The organism is Christensenella minuta, from assembly GCF_003628755.1.
Lineage (GTDB): Bacteria > Bacillota > Clostridia > Christensenellales > Christensenellaceae > Christensenella > Christensenella minuta.
On sequence record NZ_CP029256.1, the window covers coordinates 175,212 to 193,038 of the forward strand.

The following is a 17,827-nucleotide window of genomic DNA, read 5'->3' on the forward strand; positions in this document are numbered from 1 at the left end:
GCTTTTATCTGGCGGTCATACTGGCGTTCATGTACCTGCCCATCGGCGCGCTCATCATCTTTTCCTTCAACGAGTCCAAATCGATGGCCAAGTGGACGGGGTTCTCCCTCCATTGGTACGAACAGCTTTTTCAGGACCCTTCCATTGCGGAGGCGGTGTGGGTCACCATCTCCATTGCAATTATCGCATCGCTCGCAGCCACCTTTATTGGTACGCTTGCGGCGATCGGCATGGATAATTTCCGCAAAAAAAGTAAAAACGTGATGGTAAACCTCACCTATATTCCCATGGTCAATGCAGAGATCGTAACGGGTATATCCCTGCTGCTGCTGTTTATTTTCTTCAATATTCCGCGCGGCTATTGGACGATGCTGCTTGCGCATATCACGTTCGATATCCCCTTTGTCATCTTTTCCGTGCTCCCGAAGCTCCGCCAGATGGACCCGGGCACGTACGAAGCTGCGCTCGATATGGGGGCAAAGCCGGCCTATGCGGTCCGGAAGGTGATCCTGCCGCAGATCGCGCCGGGTATCGTAACGGGCTTCCTGCTCGCCTTCACGATGTCCTTCGACGATTTTATGATTAGCTTTTTCACCTCGCAGGGGGCGACGCAGAACCTGTCCACCTATATTTACAGTATGGCGCGCGTGGGCATCAACCCCATGATTAACGCCCTGTCTGCAATCATGTTTGTCGTAGTCATCACGCTGCTTTTGGTCATCAACCTGCGGTCCGTAAAGAAAACGAAGAGATCGCCGCGGGTAGAAAGTTTTCGCTGAAAAGGATAAACAACGTATGAAAAAATTATGTTCCATTCTGCTTATCTGCCTGCTGGCGGCGGGCATATGTGCGGGCTGCGCCTCCACGGAGACCGCGGGCGGCCGCACGGTCGTGCACTTCCTGAACTGGGGGGATTATATTGACCCGGCTGTCATTCCCATGTTCGAGGAAGAAAACCCTGATATCAAGATCAATATGACCACCGTACCCTCCAATGAGGAAATGTATGTGATCGCGACGACCGAAGGTACACAGATCGACGTGGTGGTTCCCTCCGAATATATGATCCAGCGTCTGATGCTGGAAGACCGCCTTGCTGGGCTCGACCATTCCAAAATGGAAAATTACGGCTATGTCGAGGATTTCGTCGAGACCTGCACCTATGATCCGAACGGGCAGTATTCCGTGCCCTATACGTGGGGAACGTTCGGCCTCCTCTACAATATCGAACTGACGGGAGGGGAGATCGACAGCTGGGATGCGCTTTTTGATCCCAAATATGAAAAACAAATCCTGATGTACGACAGTATCCGCGACAGCGTAGGGCTTGCGCTCATCAAGCTCGGCTACAGCATCAATACCAAAAACCAGCAGGAGATTGACGAAGCCGCGGAGCTGCTTGTGGAGCAAAAGCCCCTCGTGCTGGCTTATGGGACAGATGACCTGCGGATGACGATGATTAACGGGAGCGCGGCGCTCGCGCCCATGTACGCAGGCGACGCGGCTTACTCCATGATGGATAACCCGGACCTGCGGTATGTGATCCCCAGGGAGGGGGCGAATATTTTCGTGGACGGTATGTGCATCCTCAAAACAACGGATGTATACGATGCCGCCCTGCGCTTTGTAGACTTCATGATGCGGCCGGATATCGCGGCGCTGAATGCGGAATACAACTGCTATTCCACGCCGGAGGACGACGCCCTCGCGCTTGTAGACCCGGAGCTGCTTGAAAATACGGCTTTCAATCCGCCAAAAGAAGACCTTGCCAACTGTGAATATTACGAGCATCTCGAAAAAGATATCCTGCGAATGTACGAGGACGCGTGGATGAAAGTAAAGATCGCATGATGGCCGGGCAAAGGGAAGGGCGGTCCGCCCTTCTTTTTTTGTTGTGATAACACGAAAAAAACCGAAATATCACAAAAAATAGTAAAAAGCGTCAAAATTGAAGGAAAATAACAGCTTCAGGTCGCGATAATACGAAATTTATCGCTGTTTTGTTGAAAAGCAAAGAAATACTGGTTTATAATAAAAGAAACAAATGATCTTAATACTTCAGGCTTCGTCGCCGGGCGTAGGGGAATCTGGAATGATTTATGAAATTTGTACTTATAATGTAAAAGAAAACAGGCTGGATGAGTTTGAAGTGCTCGCGCGGGAACTTCGGGAATATTACCGTGCCTGCGAAGGCGTGCGCGAGGCCGCCTATATCCGGCAGGCGTGTGCGGCGCCGGAAGGAGCGGTAACCTATGTCCTGTATCTTGTGTGCAGCGAAGGGGCGGACACAAATATCCTCGATCTTGTACACCGGAAATACGAACGGCGTTTTTCGCGCTGCATCACGGGAGATCCCTGTGTGGTTGTAGGAGAAGCCTTGCAATAGTTATAGCTGTGTTGTCTGTTGGAAAAGAATAAGCAGCCCATGCGCGACGCATGGGCTGCTTATTCTGTTAGCGGATTAGTGTGGCAACGCTCCGTGGCTTTATGGAACAAGAATGGTTGACAAACATCCTCGTGAAACTTATGGCGATCAACGCCATAGACGGCAGTATGATTTAGGCCTGCCGCGAATGTAAAAAAATCAAGCCAAAAAACCTGTTTGGCTTGATTTTCTTTTTTGCGGCTTTTTTAGCAGGTTTACCTGCCTTCAACAAACAACTCGACATATTGGGTCAGCAGCTTTACCGAATTTTCTATCCCGATACTGTCGCTGTTCAGCATCAGGTGGTAATTTTCCTTCTGGCCCCATTTCATATCGGAATAGTAATTGTAATAGGTCGCGCGTTTTTTATCGGATTTGATAATCGCGTCCTTGAGGTTGGGTGCCTCGAGGTGATAATCGTTTTTTGCCCGCTCGATCCTGTGGTCAATGTCGGAATAAATAAAGATATTGATGCAGTTCGGATTGCCTGCGAGCACATAATCCGCGCAGCGGCCGACGATGATACACGAGCCTCTGGCCGCCACCGAGCGGATTACGTCCGCCTGGATCAGGAACAGCTTGTCGTCAAGCGCAATATCCGTTCCCCACGAGGACACGTTGCCAAGACCGGAGGAAAGGTAATACAGGAATTTGTTATTCGCCTTTTCTTCCGCGTTTTCAAAAAATTCCTCGTTATATCCGCTCTCTTTTGCCGCAAGGGTAATCAGCTCGTTGTCATAGTAGGGAAGGTCGAGCCCCGCCGCGAGCTTTTTGGCGATGGTTCTTCCACCGCTTGCAAATTGCCGGGAAATAGTGATAATAACGTCGTTTTTCATAGCTTAATTCCTCCTTGTGGCCGATTGGCAGAAACGATCCGCGCGGCACGGAGCGCGCCGTGCGTGAGGTTTGTTTACATTATGCCCCTTATATGATAAAATGTCAATTTGTGAACGGGAAACATTTGATTGGGAGAGAATGTGTATGGAAGCGGTAAAAGAAAACAAAATGGGCGTGTTGCCCGTCAAAAAATTACTGGTCACGATGGCTTTGCCCATCATGATCTCTATGCTGGTGCAGGCACTGTATAATGTTGTGGACAGCATATTTGTCGGCCAATACAGCGAAAATGCGTTTGCTGCGGTGTCGCTGGCGTTTCCGGTGCAGATGCTGATTATCGCGGTGGCGGTCGGTACCGGCGTCGGTATGAATTCGCTGGTGTCGCGCCGGTTGGGAGAAAAAAAGTATGACGACGCCAACGAGGGCGTTTCCGCCGGTATTTTCCTCGGGATCGTCAGCTGGATCGGTTTTGCGGCCTTCGGTATTTTCTTTTCGCAGATGTTCTTTGAGGCATTCACGGCGGGAATCGAGGGCGGCGTGGAAATTGCGGCAATGGGTACGCAGTACGTCTCGATCTGTACGGTTTTTTCCTTCGGCGTATTTATTGAGATCATGTGCGAACGGATCATGCAGTCCACAGGCGTTACGATTTATAATATGATTACGCAGATTGTGGGCGCGGTCATCAATATCATTCTCGACCCAATCCTGATTTTCGGCCTGGGGCCGTTCCCGGAAATGGGCGCGGCGGGCGCGGCGGGCGCGACCGTAATCGGGCAGATCGTCGCAATGCTGATGTGCCTGTATTTCGTCAACAAAAAAATCAAGGAAGTAAAGATCAAAATGCGCGGCTTCCGTCCGCGCAAAAGGATCATCGGGGAAATTTATAAGGTTGGGGTTCCTTCCATCGTTATGCAGGCGATCACCTCGGTCATGATCGTAGGCTTCAATTTTATTCTGGTCTACTTTTATGCGCCGGATATCTCCGCCGCCGCAGTCTCTGTGCTCGGAGCCTATTTCAAGCTGCAATCATTTATCTTCCTGCCGGTTCTGGGGCTTACAAACGGCTTGATTCCTATTGTGGCGTATAACTATGGCGCGCGGTATAAGCAGCGGATTACGGACGTGGTACGGTTCGCCACCATCCTTGCCGTCATCATCATGGTCGTCGGCATGGTGATTTTCCAGCTGTTTCCGGAGGCACTGCTGCAGATGTTTAACGCAACGCCTGCCATGCTGGACCTGGGAACGCAGGCGCTGCGGATCATCAGCCTGTGCTTTGCCTTTGCAGGGGTAGGGATCGTATTTTCCTCGGTATTCCAGGCAGTCGGCAACGGCGTCCTGAGTATGATTGTGTCCCTGTGCCGCCAGCTCGTGGTCATCCTGCCGGCAGCTTACCTCTTGTCGCTTTTCGGCAGTGTAAACGACGTATGGTACGCTTTCCCGGTCGCGGAATGCGTTTCGCTCATATTGAGCATCTTCTTTTTCCGGTATGTCGGCCGCAAGTATATCAAGCCGCTGGACGACCCGGCGGCGCTTGTGCCGGGAATGTAATGGCGCCTTCCCGCCGTTCGGACCGTACGGCGGGAAGGCGGAACGGGACGCTCCCTGCGGGGAAAGCGGACGGGCATTGTGCTGCCTTAGAAAGGCGCGGCCTTAAAACGCCGGCAGCCGCCTGTGGATCGATGTCGGCCAAACAGGAGAAAAAAATGAAAAAACTGTTTCATCAGATTTTAAAATTCGGTATCGTTGGAATTATCGCCTTTCTGATCGATTACGGATTGCTGTATGTATTTACGGAATGGTGCGGGATATACTACCTTGTTTCTTCTACCCTGTCGTTCAGCATTTCGGTTATTTTCAACTATATCGCCAGCGTGATCTGGGTTTTCGATGTAAATAAAAAGCACAGCAAGGTACGCAATTTTATCTTGTTTGTCATTTTCAGCGTGATCGGCCTCGGAATCAATCAGCTGATCATGTGGGCGGGGGTAGAGATGCTGGCCCTGCATTATATGCTTGTGAAGATCGGGGCAACGGCGATCGTGATGGTGTGGAATTTTATTACCAGGAAAAAGTTTCTGGAACAATAAGATGGTGCAAGACGGTAAAATATACGGCAGGACGGGGAAAGAAACATTTTTTCTTACCGGCCTGCTGTTTTCGCGTTTGCGGTATGTGGTATAATAAAGGCGGAAACTATTACAACTGTAGAGGTGAGAATAAATGGTAGATGAAAGAATCAAAAAATTGTCCCATACATTGGTAAACTATTCGTGCGGCGTTAAAAAAGGCGACAAAGTGCTGATCGACGTGTCCGGCTGTCCGGACGCGCTCACGGAAGAGCTGATCCGGGAGGTCTACGCGGCGGGCGGCCTGCCGTATTTCGATACGCCCCATAACGCGGTACAGCGCCAGTGGCTGATGCAGGCGACGAGGGAACAGATCGAAGACATTACGAAGTGGGGCAGCGCCCGCATGAAAGAGATGCAGGCGTATATCGCGTTCCGCGGAGGCGAAAATGCGACGGAAATGGCAGACGTCCCGGCAGACAAGATGGAGCTCTACCAGTCCATCTATGGAAAGAGGGTGCACCACGAGCTGCGGGTGAAAAATACCAACTGGGTCATCCTGCGTTATCCCACGCCCTCTATGGCGCAGCAGGCAGGGATGAGCACGGAAGCCTTCGAGGATTTTTATTTTGACGTGTGCAACCTTGATTACGGCAAAATGTCAAAGGCGATGGACCCGCTCGTTACCCTGATGAACAAAACCGACCGTGTGCACATCAAGGGGCCGGGTACGGATATTTCCTTCTCCATCAAGGGGATCGGCGCCATCAAGTGCGACGGGCACATGAACGTGCCGGACGGCGAGGTATATACCGCGCCCGTCAAGGACAGCGTAAACGGACGGATTACGTATAACACGCCTTCTTTCAACCAGGGCTTTAAATATGAAAATGTGAGCCTTCTCTTTAAGGACGGCAAGATCATAGAGGCGGCCTCCAACGATACGGAGCGCATCAACAAGATTTTCGATACGGACGGGGGCGCGCGGTATGTGGGTGAATTCTCCCTTGGCGTAAATCCGTATATCAACCGCTCGATGGGCGATATCCTGTTCGACGAAAAGATCGCGGGTTCCCTGCACTTCACCCCGGGCTCGAGCTACGACGATGCTTATAATGGCAATGAAAGCGCTGTCCACTGGGATCTCGTGCTTGTTCAGACGCCTGAAATGGGCGGCGGTGAGGTCTGGTTCGACGACGTGATGATCCGCCGTGACGGGTTGTTCGTACCGGATGAACTCCAATGCCTCAATCCCGAAAACCTTAGGTAAACAGGTGGCTCCAGGGTGTGTATTACGTTGTGTAGTACGGTTGTTTTCGTGTCAAAAAGTAGGGAGGACAAATGAAAAAGAACATTTTGGTCACCGGCGGGGCGGGTTATATCGGAAGCCATATCTGCGTGGAACTCCTCGGGCAGGGCTATGATGTCACCGTCATGGACAACCTTGCTAACAGCAACGAAAAAGCGCTCCGGCGTGTGGAAGAGATCACAGGGAAGAAGCTCCGGTTCTATGAGGCCGACATCCGGGACCGCAGCGCGTATGATGAAATTTTTTCGCAGAATGAAATTTACGGGGTCATCCATATGGCCGGCCTCAAGGCGGTCGGCGAATCGGTGCGCAAGCCCCTTGCCTACTTTGATAACAACGTCAGCGGTACCATCGTTCTGCTGGAGAAAATGAAAGAGCATCATATAAAGCGCATCATCTTCAGTTCCTCCGCCACGGTATACGACCTAACGCAGGGTGAATGCCTTACGGAGAAGTCCCCAATCGGCAATTCCACGAGTCCATATGGCCGGACGAAACTTGTGATAGAGCAGATGCTCGCCGATCTTTACCATTCGGACGCGAGATGGTCTATCGTCATGCTGCGCTATTTCAATCCGATCGGCGCACATGTAAGCGGCCGGATCGGGGAAGATCCGAATGGTGAACCAAACAACCTGATGCCGTACATCACGCAGGTCGCGGTGGGCAAACGCGAAAAGCTCAATATATTCGGAAACGATTACGATACGCCGGACGGTACGTGTATCCGCGATTATATCCATGTGATGGATTTGGCGGGCGGCCACAGCAAGGCGGTACGGAAGCTGGAAGAACAGGGGCTATTTATTTATAATCTGGGAACAGGACAGCCCCAGAGCGTCCTTGCGGTCGTCCATGCGTTCGAGAAAGCAAACGGCCTTAAGATCAATTATGCAATCGCGCCGCGGCGCGCGGGCGATGCACCCAAGTATTACGCGAATGCGGACAAAGCAAAAACAGAACTTAATTGGGAAGCGGAACGGGGGATTGAGGATATGTGCCGGGACAGCTGGAACTGGCAGAAAAACAATCCTGAGGGTTATCGGTAAAAAAAGCCCTTCGCTTAAGGACAGGTAGGATAAAGAAGTAATTTATCCCATCTAAGAGGCAACGGGCAAACTGAAAAACAAGGAAGAAATTTATCTTCCTTGTTTTTTAATGTTTTCGGTAATCTGTAAATGATAGAAACAGATTCCCCAAAGATTGTTGGCTTGCTTGTTATTGTTTCGCTTTATACTGAAACGCCGCGATCAAATAAAGGATCGGAACAATCAGTCCTGTCACAATAGACAAAATGCTGAAACTGTCAGGATAACCCACCAGTGTCATTATGATGGATACGACGCACAACGCGACAGTTAAAATTCCGCAAATCATGCAACTGTTTACTTTTTCCGGAACATTCCAATTTTTGATTCCCAGAATCCCTGCAATCAATTCAAAAACTGCGCTGGCCAATGCTATAATAAGAGACGCCGTCAATAGTTCCACCGGTACTGTCACTCCGGCCAATCCTGCCAATGATACGACCATCCCGATCCCCATCAGCGAGAGCAATCCGCCGATGATTGCGATGATCCCGAAAATCAGCATAATAATTCCCATTACTTTTAAAAATTTTGAACTCTCCATGCTATCTTTATCTCCTTACATTAATATTATATGAATTTAATCCCTCGTATATTCATAAGTTGTTTCCAGCGATTCATCTGTCAACGTCAGTACATCACCGCTAATGGAATAGGTATACGCCATTGCTTTTTCGCTGTCCATTCCAAACAACTGGGCATAAATATTAAGCTGATCCCCGTCTATATCATATTTAAAATCATAAGACAACAATGCATTCTCATTATGCCCTGTACCGTCTGCTTTAAATTCAAAAGTTTCCTCCATAAGATCGGAACCCTTCCATGTTCCCACTAAAGGTGAAACTTCTTCCTGCGCTCCTCCTGCACCGCAGCCCGCGAACAGGCAAAAGACAAACAAAACTAAAATAACAACGCAAACTTTTTTCATTTCTTCTCTCCCGTATCATTTTTAAATTTTAGTTGTGATTTCACCAACATAGAATTGATCTGCAAAAGGCCTTTTTCTGTTCAAGATAATACCAAAATCTTACGGGACAGGATAGTACCCAATGGGTACTCTTTAGTTTGCTTCCGTTTTTATCCCACAATAAAAAAGGTACCACGCGGGTACCATTCCTGAAAAAAATTCGGTTTGTCAGGCTTTATAATTGCTTTAATCGGTCAATTTTTCAATTTCAACCAACCGGTTACTGCGGCGGAGCAGGTCAATATAGAGCAACAGTTCTTCTTTCGTGCTGACCGCAAGCTTTCGATAGATATTTTTATTGTGCTTTCGCACCGTATAAATGCTGATAAATGCCAATCCCGGTATTTCGGCAATTTCATATCCGTCTATATAATATTGCAGAATATTCCGTTCCGCCGGAGTCAATGTTGCGATCCGGTCCACAAAAGAACCCAGCATATTTAAAACTTCAGAGGCAAACTGTCCATGCCCAGACTCTTCAGCCGCTCGTTCCTGTCCTGCGGCTTTTAATTCTTCTGACTTGACGGTCACTGGTTGCGTTTCGTGCCCTATATACGATAAGTCTACAAAACGCATCAAGCTTTCCACCGTCCAGTCTGTTCCCGCCAAATCTACTGCGCAAATTTGTATGGGAAGCTGCGCCATTTGATTTTTGTACTGCCATTCACCAGAAAATTTCCGGGCTATTTTCTCTGTTAATAGTTGCATATCATAACTGTTATGGAATACCGTCAGAGCAAAATGTCCTCTTTCACAGTCATACACGTCTATTTTTTTAGATAGGCTATTGAGCCATTCTGCCGCACCGGCCATAAATCCATTAACATATCCTGCGCCAAGCGCGGCAATATCAAAATAATGGGAACGCGAGAGCTTGACTATCGTCACATAAAGGCTGGATTGATTTTGGACTGTCAAATCAATACTTCGCAAAAAAGCCGCGCGGTTATATACTTTTGTAACCGGATTATGGGTTACGTCCAGATTTTCTACTGTAGTCAAAAATCCAAAAATACCGATCGACTGGAAAAAAAGTTCCAAAAGTTGATGCGGCATGAAAACCTGCTGCACAAAAATAGGAATAATGCTGAAAATAAGCAGCATGATCGCCGCATACCGCTGTGACTTAAGCAATAGATTCCGAAACCGTATTGCTAAATATACCGTAAACAACATATATAAATATCCCGCGCCATATAAAGCATAGATCATAACGCCGTGGGAATAGATACCATTTGCATCGTAATAAAATACCCAACCCAAAACCGGATTCAGCGCCAGCGGCAGAAAAATGAAAAGAACTTCCGGCAACAGAAACAGAATAAAAAGCGGCTTTTTAATGCGATGCTTCAATCCAAGCAATACGATCATATACCATGCAAACAAGCATGCTGTGCTGGTATGGACAAATAAGAAAATATAGTTGAGGATATCCCGTGAAAAATACGTATATTGATCTATATAAGAATTACCAACAGAACTCCAGATATCAAAAACAGCGGAGATCAGTGCTGCAATAATAACAAATAACAGTAATTGATTGGATTCTTTTTGCACCCCTTTTTTGGAAATAATCACATATAGGGAAAGAACGGAAATCACTCCGGCGCAAATATCAAAGGTTACATTGTAAATCATAGAATGTCTCTCCAACCGTCCATCGAATGGGAAAATAATTATATATCATATCATAGGGAAAAATAAATCCGCAATTTATATCATAAATTTTATTGGTACCATCAATAATTTTTCGCGCCCATTCCTTCACGCTTATTTTGTAATGATTCAGCCCTGCTTGACTCCTAATTATGGCGAATTTGCCATAATTAAAAACCGGGCTATGTATCTGTTCCCAAATTCCTGAAAATTCAACTGTATTCCGGTTACGTAACCAATCTGAAATGAAAAGTCTCCATCCTTTGCCTTAATCATATCTGTAAGGGAGATACAGTCTTTATCTTCAATTTTTAGAATTGTGATTTCTGTGGAATCGACAACTAATTTTTCATTTTTCTTTTTTCCCTGCCATATCCAACATCATTTTTTTGAGTTTAGTATTCATAGGGGAAGTGGGATCGAAACACATATCCACAAATTCTTTCCACGTATCATCTTTAGCGGCACGGCCTTTCAATGCCTGCGCCTCATAATTATATAATTTGCCCTACGGTATCCATGCGGCAAAAAACAGTCCAAAGAAACATCAAAATATTCCGCATATTTTAGTAGTATCTTATATAGTGCGTCTGAATGTTTTTTTCATAACGGTTTATTGCCGATTGCACTGTTCCGAATTCTTCCGCAAGGTTTTTTGTGAAAAATCAATCCTATCACGCAATATGCGAAGCCTATCGCCTACTGCCACCATGCGCATTTCTCCTTAACACAGTACTTATTCATATAACATGATATATTATATGAAGATTTTATTCAACGCTATTTTTAGATTTTTCTTTTTCTACTAATTTTGTCCTGTAATTCCGTCGTCTTATAGGAATATTCTCATTGACAACTTCCCGCGCCTGCGCAAGCGCCCGTACGATCCCCAGCAGGTACGCATCCTCCACATCCGGTACGGTCAGGTGTTCGGTTCCAATCCACAAACCCGGCTGCGGCAGAGTATCCCGTTCTGTCGTCAGGTAAGGTTCCTCCGCATCGATATACAGGAAATCCATGATCCGGTCAATCAGGAAATTCGTCTGCACCAATGTACTTAACGTATTCAAATATTTCCTGCTGTAACCGTCGCTATCATACTGCTTCGCGTGTTCCGTGATCCGCTCCAACGCTCCGTCGGACAGCTGCGTGGCCTCCTTCACATCCTGAAGCTCCCGCTCCGGCGTGTGGCTTTTCCCCAGCAGGTAATCATACGAACATTGCAATAGATCTGCCATGATCTCCAGCGTTTCCACCGAATAGCTCACTTTTCCCGACATATATTTCTTTAAGCTGGACAGGCCCACTCCCGCCGCTTCGGCAAACTCTTCCTGTGTGAACCCCCTGTCCTTAATTACCTTCTTTAATATGGCTCCTATTTTGGCTTTATCCACATTTAATCCCCCGAATTATATAAATATTAGCTCTTTTGAGCTCTGTATGTTTTGAGGATAATATTTTTACGGGATTTTGTCAAGCCCTGAACGGCAGCTTGTATCCTGCCAACTGCACAATGATACTTCCGTCCAGCCACAGCCCGGGCGCAGCACATACATATGCGCCGCACGCAATGGGGACGGCCCGGCACAGGAATGCGGGGAGGAAGGTTCGAAACGGTCTTTTCTATGAAACGGAAGGAGGAGAAGTTATCCACAACCGGTCCGCAGGGAGCGAAAAAAATTCCCGGCAAACATCGAGGTAAATGGATCACATCACATACCCGCCCTTGCGGCGGGTATGGTGGGTATGGCAAGCTCCCCAAGTGGCACGCCACTTGGTACCCACCCCGCACGCGGGGACCCCGGGAGCTTGCAAAGGGGAGCCCCCCCTTGATCCCCCTTATGCGAAACGGCTGCCGCAGTAGAAGTCGCCGTCCCGTTGCCCCGCAAACCCGCAATCGGGTTTTGCGGGTAAGGAAAAAGGGCGTTGCACAGGAAGGAGTGATGCGTATAGCAGAACGCAGCAGAAAACATAATATAGGGCTACGGGTAAACGACAGGGAGTGGAAGCTGATTCAAAGGAAAGTACGGTTGTCCGGGCTGACGCTGCGGGAGTTTTTCCTGCGGTGTGTTTGCGGCAAAGACATTATTGTCAAACCCGGCGGGCGCGAGGTAGTCGTGGAACTTAAGCGTTTGGGAAACAATCTCAACCAGCTTACTTACCTTGCCAACGCCGGGCGCATTTATGACTGTGCACAGGAGCTGCAGCATATCTATGCTGAGGTGCGGGAGGTGCGCAGGGCATGGCAGTAATCAAGGCGGTAAATTCACGGGCAAGCCTTGCGCGGGCTGTCAACTACATCACAGGCGGTGAGAAAACGGAGCGCACGCTGGTCGGCGGATACAACTGCAATCCCATGTGCGCCATTGAGGAAATGCGGGACACCAAAGACGCATGGCGCAAGACGGGTGGCAGGCAGTACAAACACTTCATCCAAAGCTTCCCCTACGATGAAGATATTACCCCGGAGGAAGCTTTTGACATCGCAGGGGAACTGATCCGCCGTTCCCCTTTATTCAAGGGCTATGAGGTCTGTTACGCCACCCATATAGACAAGGGACACATCCACACGCATTGGATTGTCAATTCAGTCAGTTTTGAGCATGGATATAAGTTCCGGTATTCCAAACGGATGTTACAGGAACTCAAGGACTTTTCCGACAAAATCCTCAAAGAGCGCGGCAAGAGCGTCTGCGAAAAGGGGCGCTCCGTTACCTCCTTCCGTACCAAAGCATACAAGGCTTTGGAAAAAGCCGCGCAGGGCACATACCATAGCTGGCTGCTGGATACTGTCATTGCGGTGCAGGATGCAATGCAAATGTCCCGAAGCAGGGATGCTTTCATACAGGTACTGGAAGATAAAGGATATACTGTGAATTGGAAAGGCGGCAGGAAATATATCACCTTCATCACGCCGGACGGGAAAAAAGTCCGGAATAAGACACTCTCCGCAACCTTTAAGGTCAATCTTTCAAAGGAGGAACTGCTGCATGGATTTGAATCAAATGCGCAAAGACAGGAATACGGAAATACAAAGGAACAAGGATATACTGGAAGAGCGGGTGAACCGCGATCTGCTCACTCTGGAAAACGCGCAGCTCAAGGAGCTGTGGACAAGCTTCGCTCAAGATTGGAGGATATTCAAGCAATCCCAGACAGATACTCTGAATCAGGAATTGGACGCAATGAATCGGAAGGAACAGGAGCATTGGGAGAACGTAGGGATAAGGCTGCGGAAACTAAAAGACAGCAACCTGGCGCTCAAAGAGGCAATAGACGGCAGCATCGCGGGATTCGCAGGGACGATGGACGCTCTCTGTAAGGATACACGGCAGGGCTTAGATGAAACTCTCGGTAATGTGAACAAAGCAGTGCGGCAATATATTACTGTTGTTCAAAATGATATTTCCGAAGCCCACAGGCAGCACGAGCGGTATTGGGCCTCCCAGCGCAGGCGCAATATCTGGATATCCATTTATCTCGCCGTTGTGCCCACGATTGTCTTATTCGACACCTTGATCCATTTGTTCAAATAACTACAGGAGGAGGTACTTTATACGAAACACACACACTTTGAAAACAGAATATGGAGGAGCAGTATGAGTGACACGGGCAGCACGAAAAAAATACCGGAACTCAGGCTTTGCGGGAAAATTGGCGGGACGGCATATATTGTGAAAGGATACTTCAGGAAAGACGCAAGGGAGGATATGGCCTCCAAACTGCGGCGGGTTATTCTTTCACGCAAATTCCCCGCTTAGGATAGACTTGGGCAGCCGGGTACGGTATAATGTTGCTACGCTGCATTACCGTTTGTCCGGCTGCCTTTGTATAAAGGAGGCATAGAAACATATGACAAAGCAGCCAGAACGGATCCCCGCGTTGTATTGCAGGCTTTCGCGTGACGACGAAAACGAAGGTGATTCCTACAGTATTGCAAATCAGAAAAAAATGCTGGATAAATTCGCCAAAGAACACAAATTCCACAATCCCGAATTTTTCGTGGACGACGGGTATTCCGGCGGGGATTTTGACCGTCCGGACTTCAACCGTATGATTTCACTGGTGCGGGACGGAAAGATCGGGACAATCATTGTCAGGGATATGTCCCGTTTCGGCCGGGACTACCTCAAGGTAGGCTTTTACACCGAGGTTATGTTTCCCGACATGGATGTGCGCTTCATCGCCATTGGCAACGGGATCGACAGCATCAATCAGCAGGACAGCGATTTTACCCCTTTCCTCAACATCATCAACGAATGGTACTTAAAGGACAGCTCTAAGAAAATTCGGGCGGTGTTCAAGGCAAAAGGCGAAGCGGGCGAACATATCGCTTCGCACCCACCCTACGGGTATGTAAAGGATAAGGAGAATCCCAAACAATGGGTCGTTGATGAAGAAGCCGCTGGCGTGGTACAACGTATCTTCTCGCTGTGCATGGATGGCTATGGCCCGATGCAGATCGCAAGAATCCTCCGCGCTGACCGTGTGTTATGTCCCGCGGCCTATGTCGTGCATCAGGGACACAAGCAGCGCAATCCCATTCCCGCCGATCCCTGCAAATGGAAGGCGGAAACTGTCGCGAAAATCCTTGCGCGTAAGGATTACCTTGGCCACACGGTCAATTTCAAGACCTTCACCAAATCCTACAAGGATAAAAGGTCAAAGGTGAATCCGGTGGAAAACCAACGGGTGTTTGAGGGCACGCACAAACCGGTCATCCAGCAAGATGTGTGGGACAGGGTGCAGGAACTGCGCAAACACAAGCGCAGACCCTGCAAAACCGGAAAGTCCAGCATATTCTCAGGGCTGGTGTACTGCGCCGATTGCGGTGAAAAGCTCTACTACTGCACAACGAATAACTTTACACCGAATCAGGACTTCTTCGTTTGCGCGAACTACAAGAGCAACACCGGAACGTGTTCCGCGCATTACATCCGCCAGCTTGTCCTCGAAAAGCTGGTTCACGAACACCTGCGGCAGATGCTTGCGTTTGCCAGGGGCTTCGAGGATGACTTTATTCAGGCGGTCAGCGACCAATCCGCACGGAGCTGGGAAAAAGAGCGCCGGGACGCGCACAGCGCCCTCACTGCCGCGCAAAAACGAATCGCGCAGCTCGACGCACTGTTCCAAAGGCTCTATGAGGATAATGTTTCCGGCAGGATATCTGACGAACGCTTCGGTATTCTGTCCAAAGGCTACGAGGACGAACAGGCTGCGCTGAAATCCAGTATGCGGGAGTTGCAGGCGCGGCTTGACGAAACGGAGCGAAAAGTGTCCGGCATTGGCAACTTCCTTGCGGTGGTACACAAGTATACACGCATTGAAAAGCTGGACGCGACAATCCTAAACGAGTTTATTCACAAGATTGTTATTCACGCCCCGGACAAGTCCTCCGGCAAGCGCACCCAGCAGATCGATATTTACTACAACTTCATTGGTGAAATTCCCTCAAAGGATTTTCCCTGCAGCGTTAAAGCGGTATAGCCCAGTAGGGCTACACCGCTTCCATACTTCTTTATGACACCCGCACATAAGCGAAGGGCTTTTTTAGTACCGCCAGATTCAAGCTTTGTTGTCGCAGCCGAGAACGTCTACGATCTTGTGGGCAACCATCTGCTTGATTGCTTCACGCGCTGGTTTCAGATACTGGCGTGGATCGAAATCGGACGGATGCTCTGCAAAATGTTTGCGAATCGTTCCCGTCATTGCAAGGCGCAGATCAGAGTCGATATTGATTTTGCATACCGCACTTTCAGCAGCCTTACGAAGCAGTTCTTCCGGAACGCCCTGTGCGCCCGGCATGTCTCCGCCGTATTTGTTAATCATTTCCACAAATTCCGGAATAACGGAGGATGCGCCATGAAGAACGATCGGGAAGCCGGGAAGGATTTCCGTAACTTTCTCGAGAATATCGAAACGGAGCTTCGGTTCGCCCTTGAATTTGAATGCGCCGTGACTCGTGCCGATTGCGATCGCAAGACTGTCTACGCCCGTTTTGCTTGCGAACTCATATACTTCCTCAGGACGCGTATAAGAAGAATCCTCAGCAGAGACCTTGATTTCGTCCTCCACGCCCGCGAGGCGTCCAAGTTCGCCTTCTACAACGACGCCGCGGTCGTGCGCATATTCAACGACACGCTTGGTTACGGCGATGTTTTCTTCGAACGGAAGATGGGAGCCGTCAATCATAACGGAAGTGAATCCGCCGTCGATACAGGATTTGCATGTTTCAAAGCTGTCGCCATGATCGAGATGCAAACAGATTGGGAGACCTGTATCCTCGAGGGCAGCCTCGACGAGCTTCGTCAGGTAAATCGGATTGGCATAATTGCGGGCGCCTTTTGAAACCTGAAGAATCAAAGGTGCGTTCAATTCCTTTGCGGCTTCCGTAATCCCCTGGATAATTTCCATGTTGTTCACGTTAAACGCGCCAATCGCATACCCGCCCTCGTACGCTTTTTCAAACATTTCCTTGGTTGTAACTAATGGCATCTATAAAATCCTCCTTATAATAATTCAAAAGATAAATTCATTATACTATTACAAAAAGGAAAGTACAACCTGCGAAACAGCGATTCTCCCGGGATCAAAAATTTTTTTGAAAGTGAGAAATAGAGAGATGAGAATAAACCGGACAAGTTGACATTTTAGCAAGAAAAAAGTAGCATATTGGGGACAGGAGGCGCGGTAGAATGGAGCAAGTCAAAAAGAAGGCAGATTGGCGCGGCATCATTTTTTTGCAGGCCATTATTGTTATTTATACATTTTCAAGTGTCTGTGGCAAGATGGCGACCAATGGAAACGAATTTATGTCCAGGATGTTTATTATTTATATCCTGCTTGATTTTATATTGCTTGCTGTTTACGCGTTGCTGTGGCAGCAAGGACTTAAACGTTTTGATCTTAATGTTGCATATGCAAACCGTTCGGTAGCGATCATATGGTCGATGGTATGGTCTGCGCTTATTTTTAGGGAAGGAATTACCGTGGCAAATATAATCGGGACCGCGATTATTATTATTGGCACGATGTTGGTGAATACAGATGCTGAATCTAAGTAGCGTATTGATTATGTTGTGCGGTGTGATAATCGCCGCATTTTCGCAGATATTACTTAAAACTAGCGCAAATCGGGAGTATACTGGCTTCTGGAAGCAGTATCTCAATAAGAGAGTGATTTTTGGATATTTGATGCTGCTCGTTTCCATGCTGTTTGCGATCTGGGCATATTCCGGAATGGACTATAAATATGGTCCGGCAATCGAGTCTGTTGGTATGGCATTGGTTGCTATTTTAAGCTGTGTGATTTTAAAAGAAAAAATGACAAAAAGAAGGCTCGCCGGAACCATACTTATTATCGCCGGCCTGATTGTTTTCTGCCTGTGAAAAAATGGACGAAAGCGGGTTGCAAAACGCTTTCCAATCACATATAATATTATATGTACGCAAAAAATTAATTAATAAATA

At 48.2% G+C, this 17,827-nt stretch carries 20 protein-coding genes and 1 pseudogene; 13 read left to right on the forward strand and 8 right to left on the reverse strand.

Annotation, left to right across the window (positions count from 1 at the left end; translation table 11 throughout):
* The first annotated feature begins 29 nt into the window (after positions 1 to 29).
* The 3 genes from B1H56_RS00875 to B1H56_RS00885 all read left to right on the forward strand — a co-directional run bounded on the left by B1H56_RS00875 (position 30) and on the right by B1H56_RS00885 (position 2,386).
* A complete protein-coding gene (locus B1H56_RS00875; protein ID WP_066522266.1) occupies positions 30 to 779 on the forward strand; it encodes an ABC transporter permease in 750 nt (249 codons plus the stop codon).
* Positions 780 to 795: 16 nt separating this feature from the next.
* Complete coding sequence (locus tag B1H56_RS00880; protein WP_066522066.1) at positions 796 to 1,851, forward strand: ABC transporter substrate-binding protein; 1,056 nt, start codon at positions 796 to 798, stop codon at positions 1,849 to 1,851.
* Positions 1,852 to 2,044: 193 nt separating this feature from the next.
* Positions 2,045 to 2,386: a hypothetical protein gene (locus tag B1H56_RS00885; protein ID WP_207644466.1), complete on the forward strand. Its 342-nt coding sequence runs from the start codon at positions 2,045 to 2,047 to the stop codon at positions 2,384 to 2,386.
* 254 nt (positions 2,387 to 2,640) lie between these two features.
* Here B1H56_RS00885 and B1H56_RS00890 read toward each other — a convergent pair whose 3' ends face one another.
* Complete coding sequence (locus B1H56_RS00890) at positions 2,641 to 3,261, reverse strand: cytidylate kinase-like family protein (RefSeq protein ID WP_066522060.1); 621 nt, start codon at positions 3,259 to 3,261, stop codon at positions 2,641 to 2,643.
* A 145-nt stretch (positions 3,262 to 3,406) separates the two neighbouring features.
* Here B1H56_RS00890 and B1H56_RS00895 point away from each other — a divergent pair, with 145 nt between their 5' ends.
* The 4 genes from B1H56_RS00895 (at position 3,407) to galE (ending at position 7,692) form a co-directional block, all read left to right on the forward strand.
* Complete coding sequence (locus B1H56_RS00895; protein ID WP_066522058.1) at positions 3,407 to 4,816, forward strand: MATE family efflux transporter; 1,410 nt, start codon at positions 3,407 to 3,409, stop codon at positions 4,814 to 4,816.
* A 155-nt stretch (positions 4,817 to 4,971) separates the two neighbouring features.
* Positions 4,972 to 5,355 (forward strand): GtrA family protein, encoded by a 384-nt coding sequence (locus B1H56_RS00900; protein ID WP_066522264.1) that lies wholly within the window; start codon positions 4,972 to 4,974, stop codon positions 5,353 to 5,355.
* Between the two features lie 133 nt (positions 5,356 to 5,488).
* Positions 5,489 to 6,604: an aminopeptidase gene (locus B1H56_RS00905; protein ID WP_066522056.1), complete on the forward strand. Its 1,116-nt coding sequence runs from the start codon at positions 5,489 to 5,491 to the stop codon at positions 6,602 to 6,604.
* A gap of 71 nt (positions 6,605 to 6,675) precedes the next feature.
* Positions 6,676 to 7,692 (forward strand): UDP-glucose 4-epimerase GalE, encoded by a 1,017-nt coding sequence (gene galE / locus B1H56_RS00910; protein WP_066522053.1) that lies wholly within the window; start codon positions 6,676 to 6,678, stop codon positions 7,690 to 7,692.
* A 169-nt stretch (positions 7,693 to 7,861) separates the two neighbouring features.
* Here the strand turns inward: galE and B1H56_RS00915 are convergent, their stop codons facing one another.
* The 6 genes and pseudogenes from B1H56_RS00915 to B1H56_RS00935 form a co-directional block, all read right to left on the reverse strand.
* Positions 7,862 to 8,275, reverse strand: coding sequence for a hypothetical protein (locus B1H56_RS00915; RefSeq protein ID WP_066522051.1), 414 nt, complete (start codon positions 8,273 to 8,275; stop codon positions 7,862 to 7,864).
* Between the two features lie 36 nt (positions 8,276 to 8,311).
* Positions 8,312 to 8,662 carry a DUF5640 domain-containing protein gene (locus B1H56_RS00920; protein ID WP_066522049.1) on the reverse strand — a complete coding sequence of 117 codons (351 nt, stop codon included), beginning with the start codon at positions 8,660 to 8,662 and terminating at the stop codon, positions 8,312 to 8,314.
* A gap of 225 nt (positions 8,663 to 8,887) precedes the next feature.
* Complete coding sequence (locus B1H56_RS00925; protein WP_066522047.1) at positions 8,888 to 10,339, reverse strand: LuxR C-terminal-related transcriptional regulator; 1,452 nt, start codon at positions 10,337 to 10,339, stop codon at positions 8,888 to 8,890.
* Positions 10,340 to 10,448: 109 nt separating this feature from the next.
* Positions 10,449 to 10,681, reverse strand: a pseudogene (locus B1H56_RS15105) (KilA-N domain-containing protein); the annotation flags it as partial.
* Positions 10,682 to 10,706: 25 nt separating this feature from the next.
* A complete protein-coding gene (locus B1H56_RS14920; protein WP_278287616.1) occupies positions 10,707 to 10,835 on the reverse strand; it encodes a hypothetical protein in 129 nt (42 codons plus the stop codon).
* Between the two features lie 292 nt (positions 10,836 to 11,127).
* Positions 11,128 to 11,751, reverse strand: coding sequence for a helix-turn-helix domain-containing protein (locus B1H56_RS00935; RefSeq protein WP_066522043.1), 624 nt, complete (start codon positions 11,749 to 11,751; stop codon positions 11,128 to 11,130).
* A 549-nt stretch (positions 11,752 to 12,300) separates the two neighbouring features.
* Between B1H56_RS00935 and B1H56_RS14445 the strand changes: the two genes are divergently transcribed.
* From B1H56_RS14445 to B1H56_RS00960, 4 genes are all read left to right on the forward strand, one after another.
* Entirely contained in the window at positions 12,301 to 12,609 is a 309-nt protein-coding gene (locus tag B1H56_RS14445) for a plasmid mobilization protein (RefSeq protein WP_052740632.1), read from the forward strand.
* A complete protein-coding gene (locus B1H56_RS00945) occupies positions 12,600 to 13,679 on the forward strand; it encodes a relaxase/mobilization nuclease domain-containing protein (protein ID WP_066522041.1) in 1,080 nt (359 codons plus the stop codon). Before B1H56_RS14445 ends, B1H56_RS00945 begins: the two co-directional genes overlap by 10 nt.
* Before the next feature lie 277 nt (positions 13,680 to 13,956).
* Complete coding sequence (locus tag B1H56_RS00955) at positions 13,957 to 14,118, forward strand: transposon-encoded TnpW family protein (protein ID WP_082103604.1); 162 nt, start codon at positions 13,957 to 13,959, stop codon at positions 14,116 to 14,118.
* 91 nt (positions 14,119 to 14,209) lie between these two features.
* Positions 14,210 to 15,844: a recombinase family protein gene (locus tag B1H56_RS00960; protein ID WP_066522038.1), complete on the forward strand. Its 1,635-nt coding sequence runs from the start codon at positions 14,210 to 14,212 to the stop codon at positions 15,842 to 15,844.
* 78 nt (positions 15,845 to 15,922) lie between these two features.
* Here the strand turns inward: B1H56_RS00960 and fba are convergent, their stop codons facing one another.
* The gene (fba, locus tag B1H56_RS00965; protein ID WP_066522036.1) at positions 15,923 to 16,852 is read right to left on the reverse strand and encodes a class II fructose-1,6-bisphosphate aldolase; all 930 of its coding nucleotides are present in this window, start codon (positions 16,850 to 16,852) and stop codon (positions 15,923 to 15,925) included.
* A gap of 200 nt (positions 16,853 to 17,052) precedes the next feature.
* On the opposite strand from fba, the gene B1H56_RS00970 reads away from it, so the two are divergent.
* Together B1H56_RS00970 and B1H56_RS14450 are read left to right on the forward strand one after the other, a co-directional pair.
* A complete protein-coding gene (locus B1H56_RS00970) occupies positions 17,053 to 17,421 on the forward strand; it encodes an EamA family transporter (RefSeq protein WP_066522034.1) in 369 nt (122 codons plus the stop codon).
* Positions 17,405 to 17,746: a hypothetical protein gene (locus tag B1H56_RS14450; RefSeq protein WP_066522032.1), complete on the forward strand. Its 342-nt coding sequence runs from the start codon at positions 17,405 to 17,407 to the stop codon at positions 17,744 to 17,746. The genes B1H56_RS00970 and B1H56_RS14450 overlap by 17 nt, the downstream gene beginning before the upstream one ends.
* Positions 17,747 to 17,827: the final 81 nt, after the last annotated feature.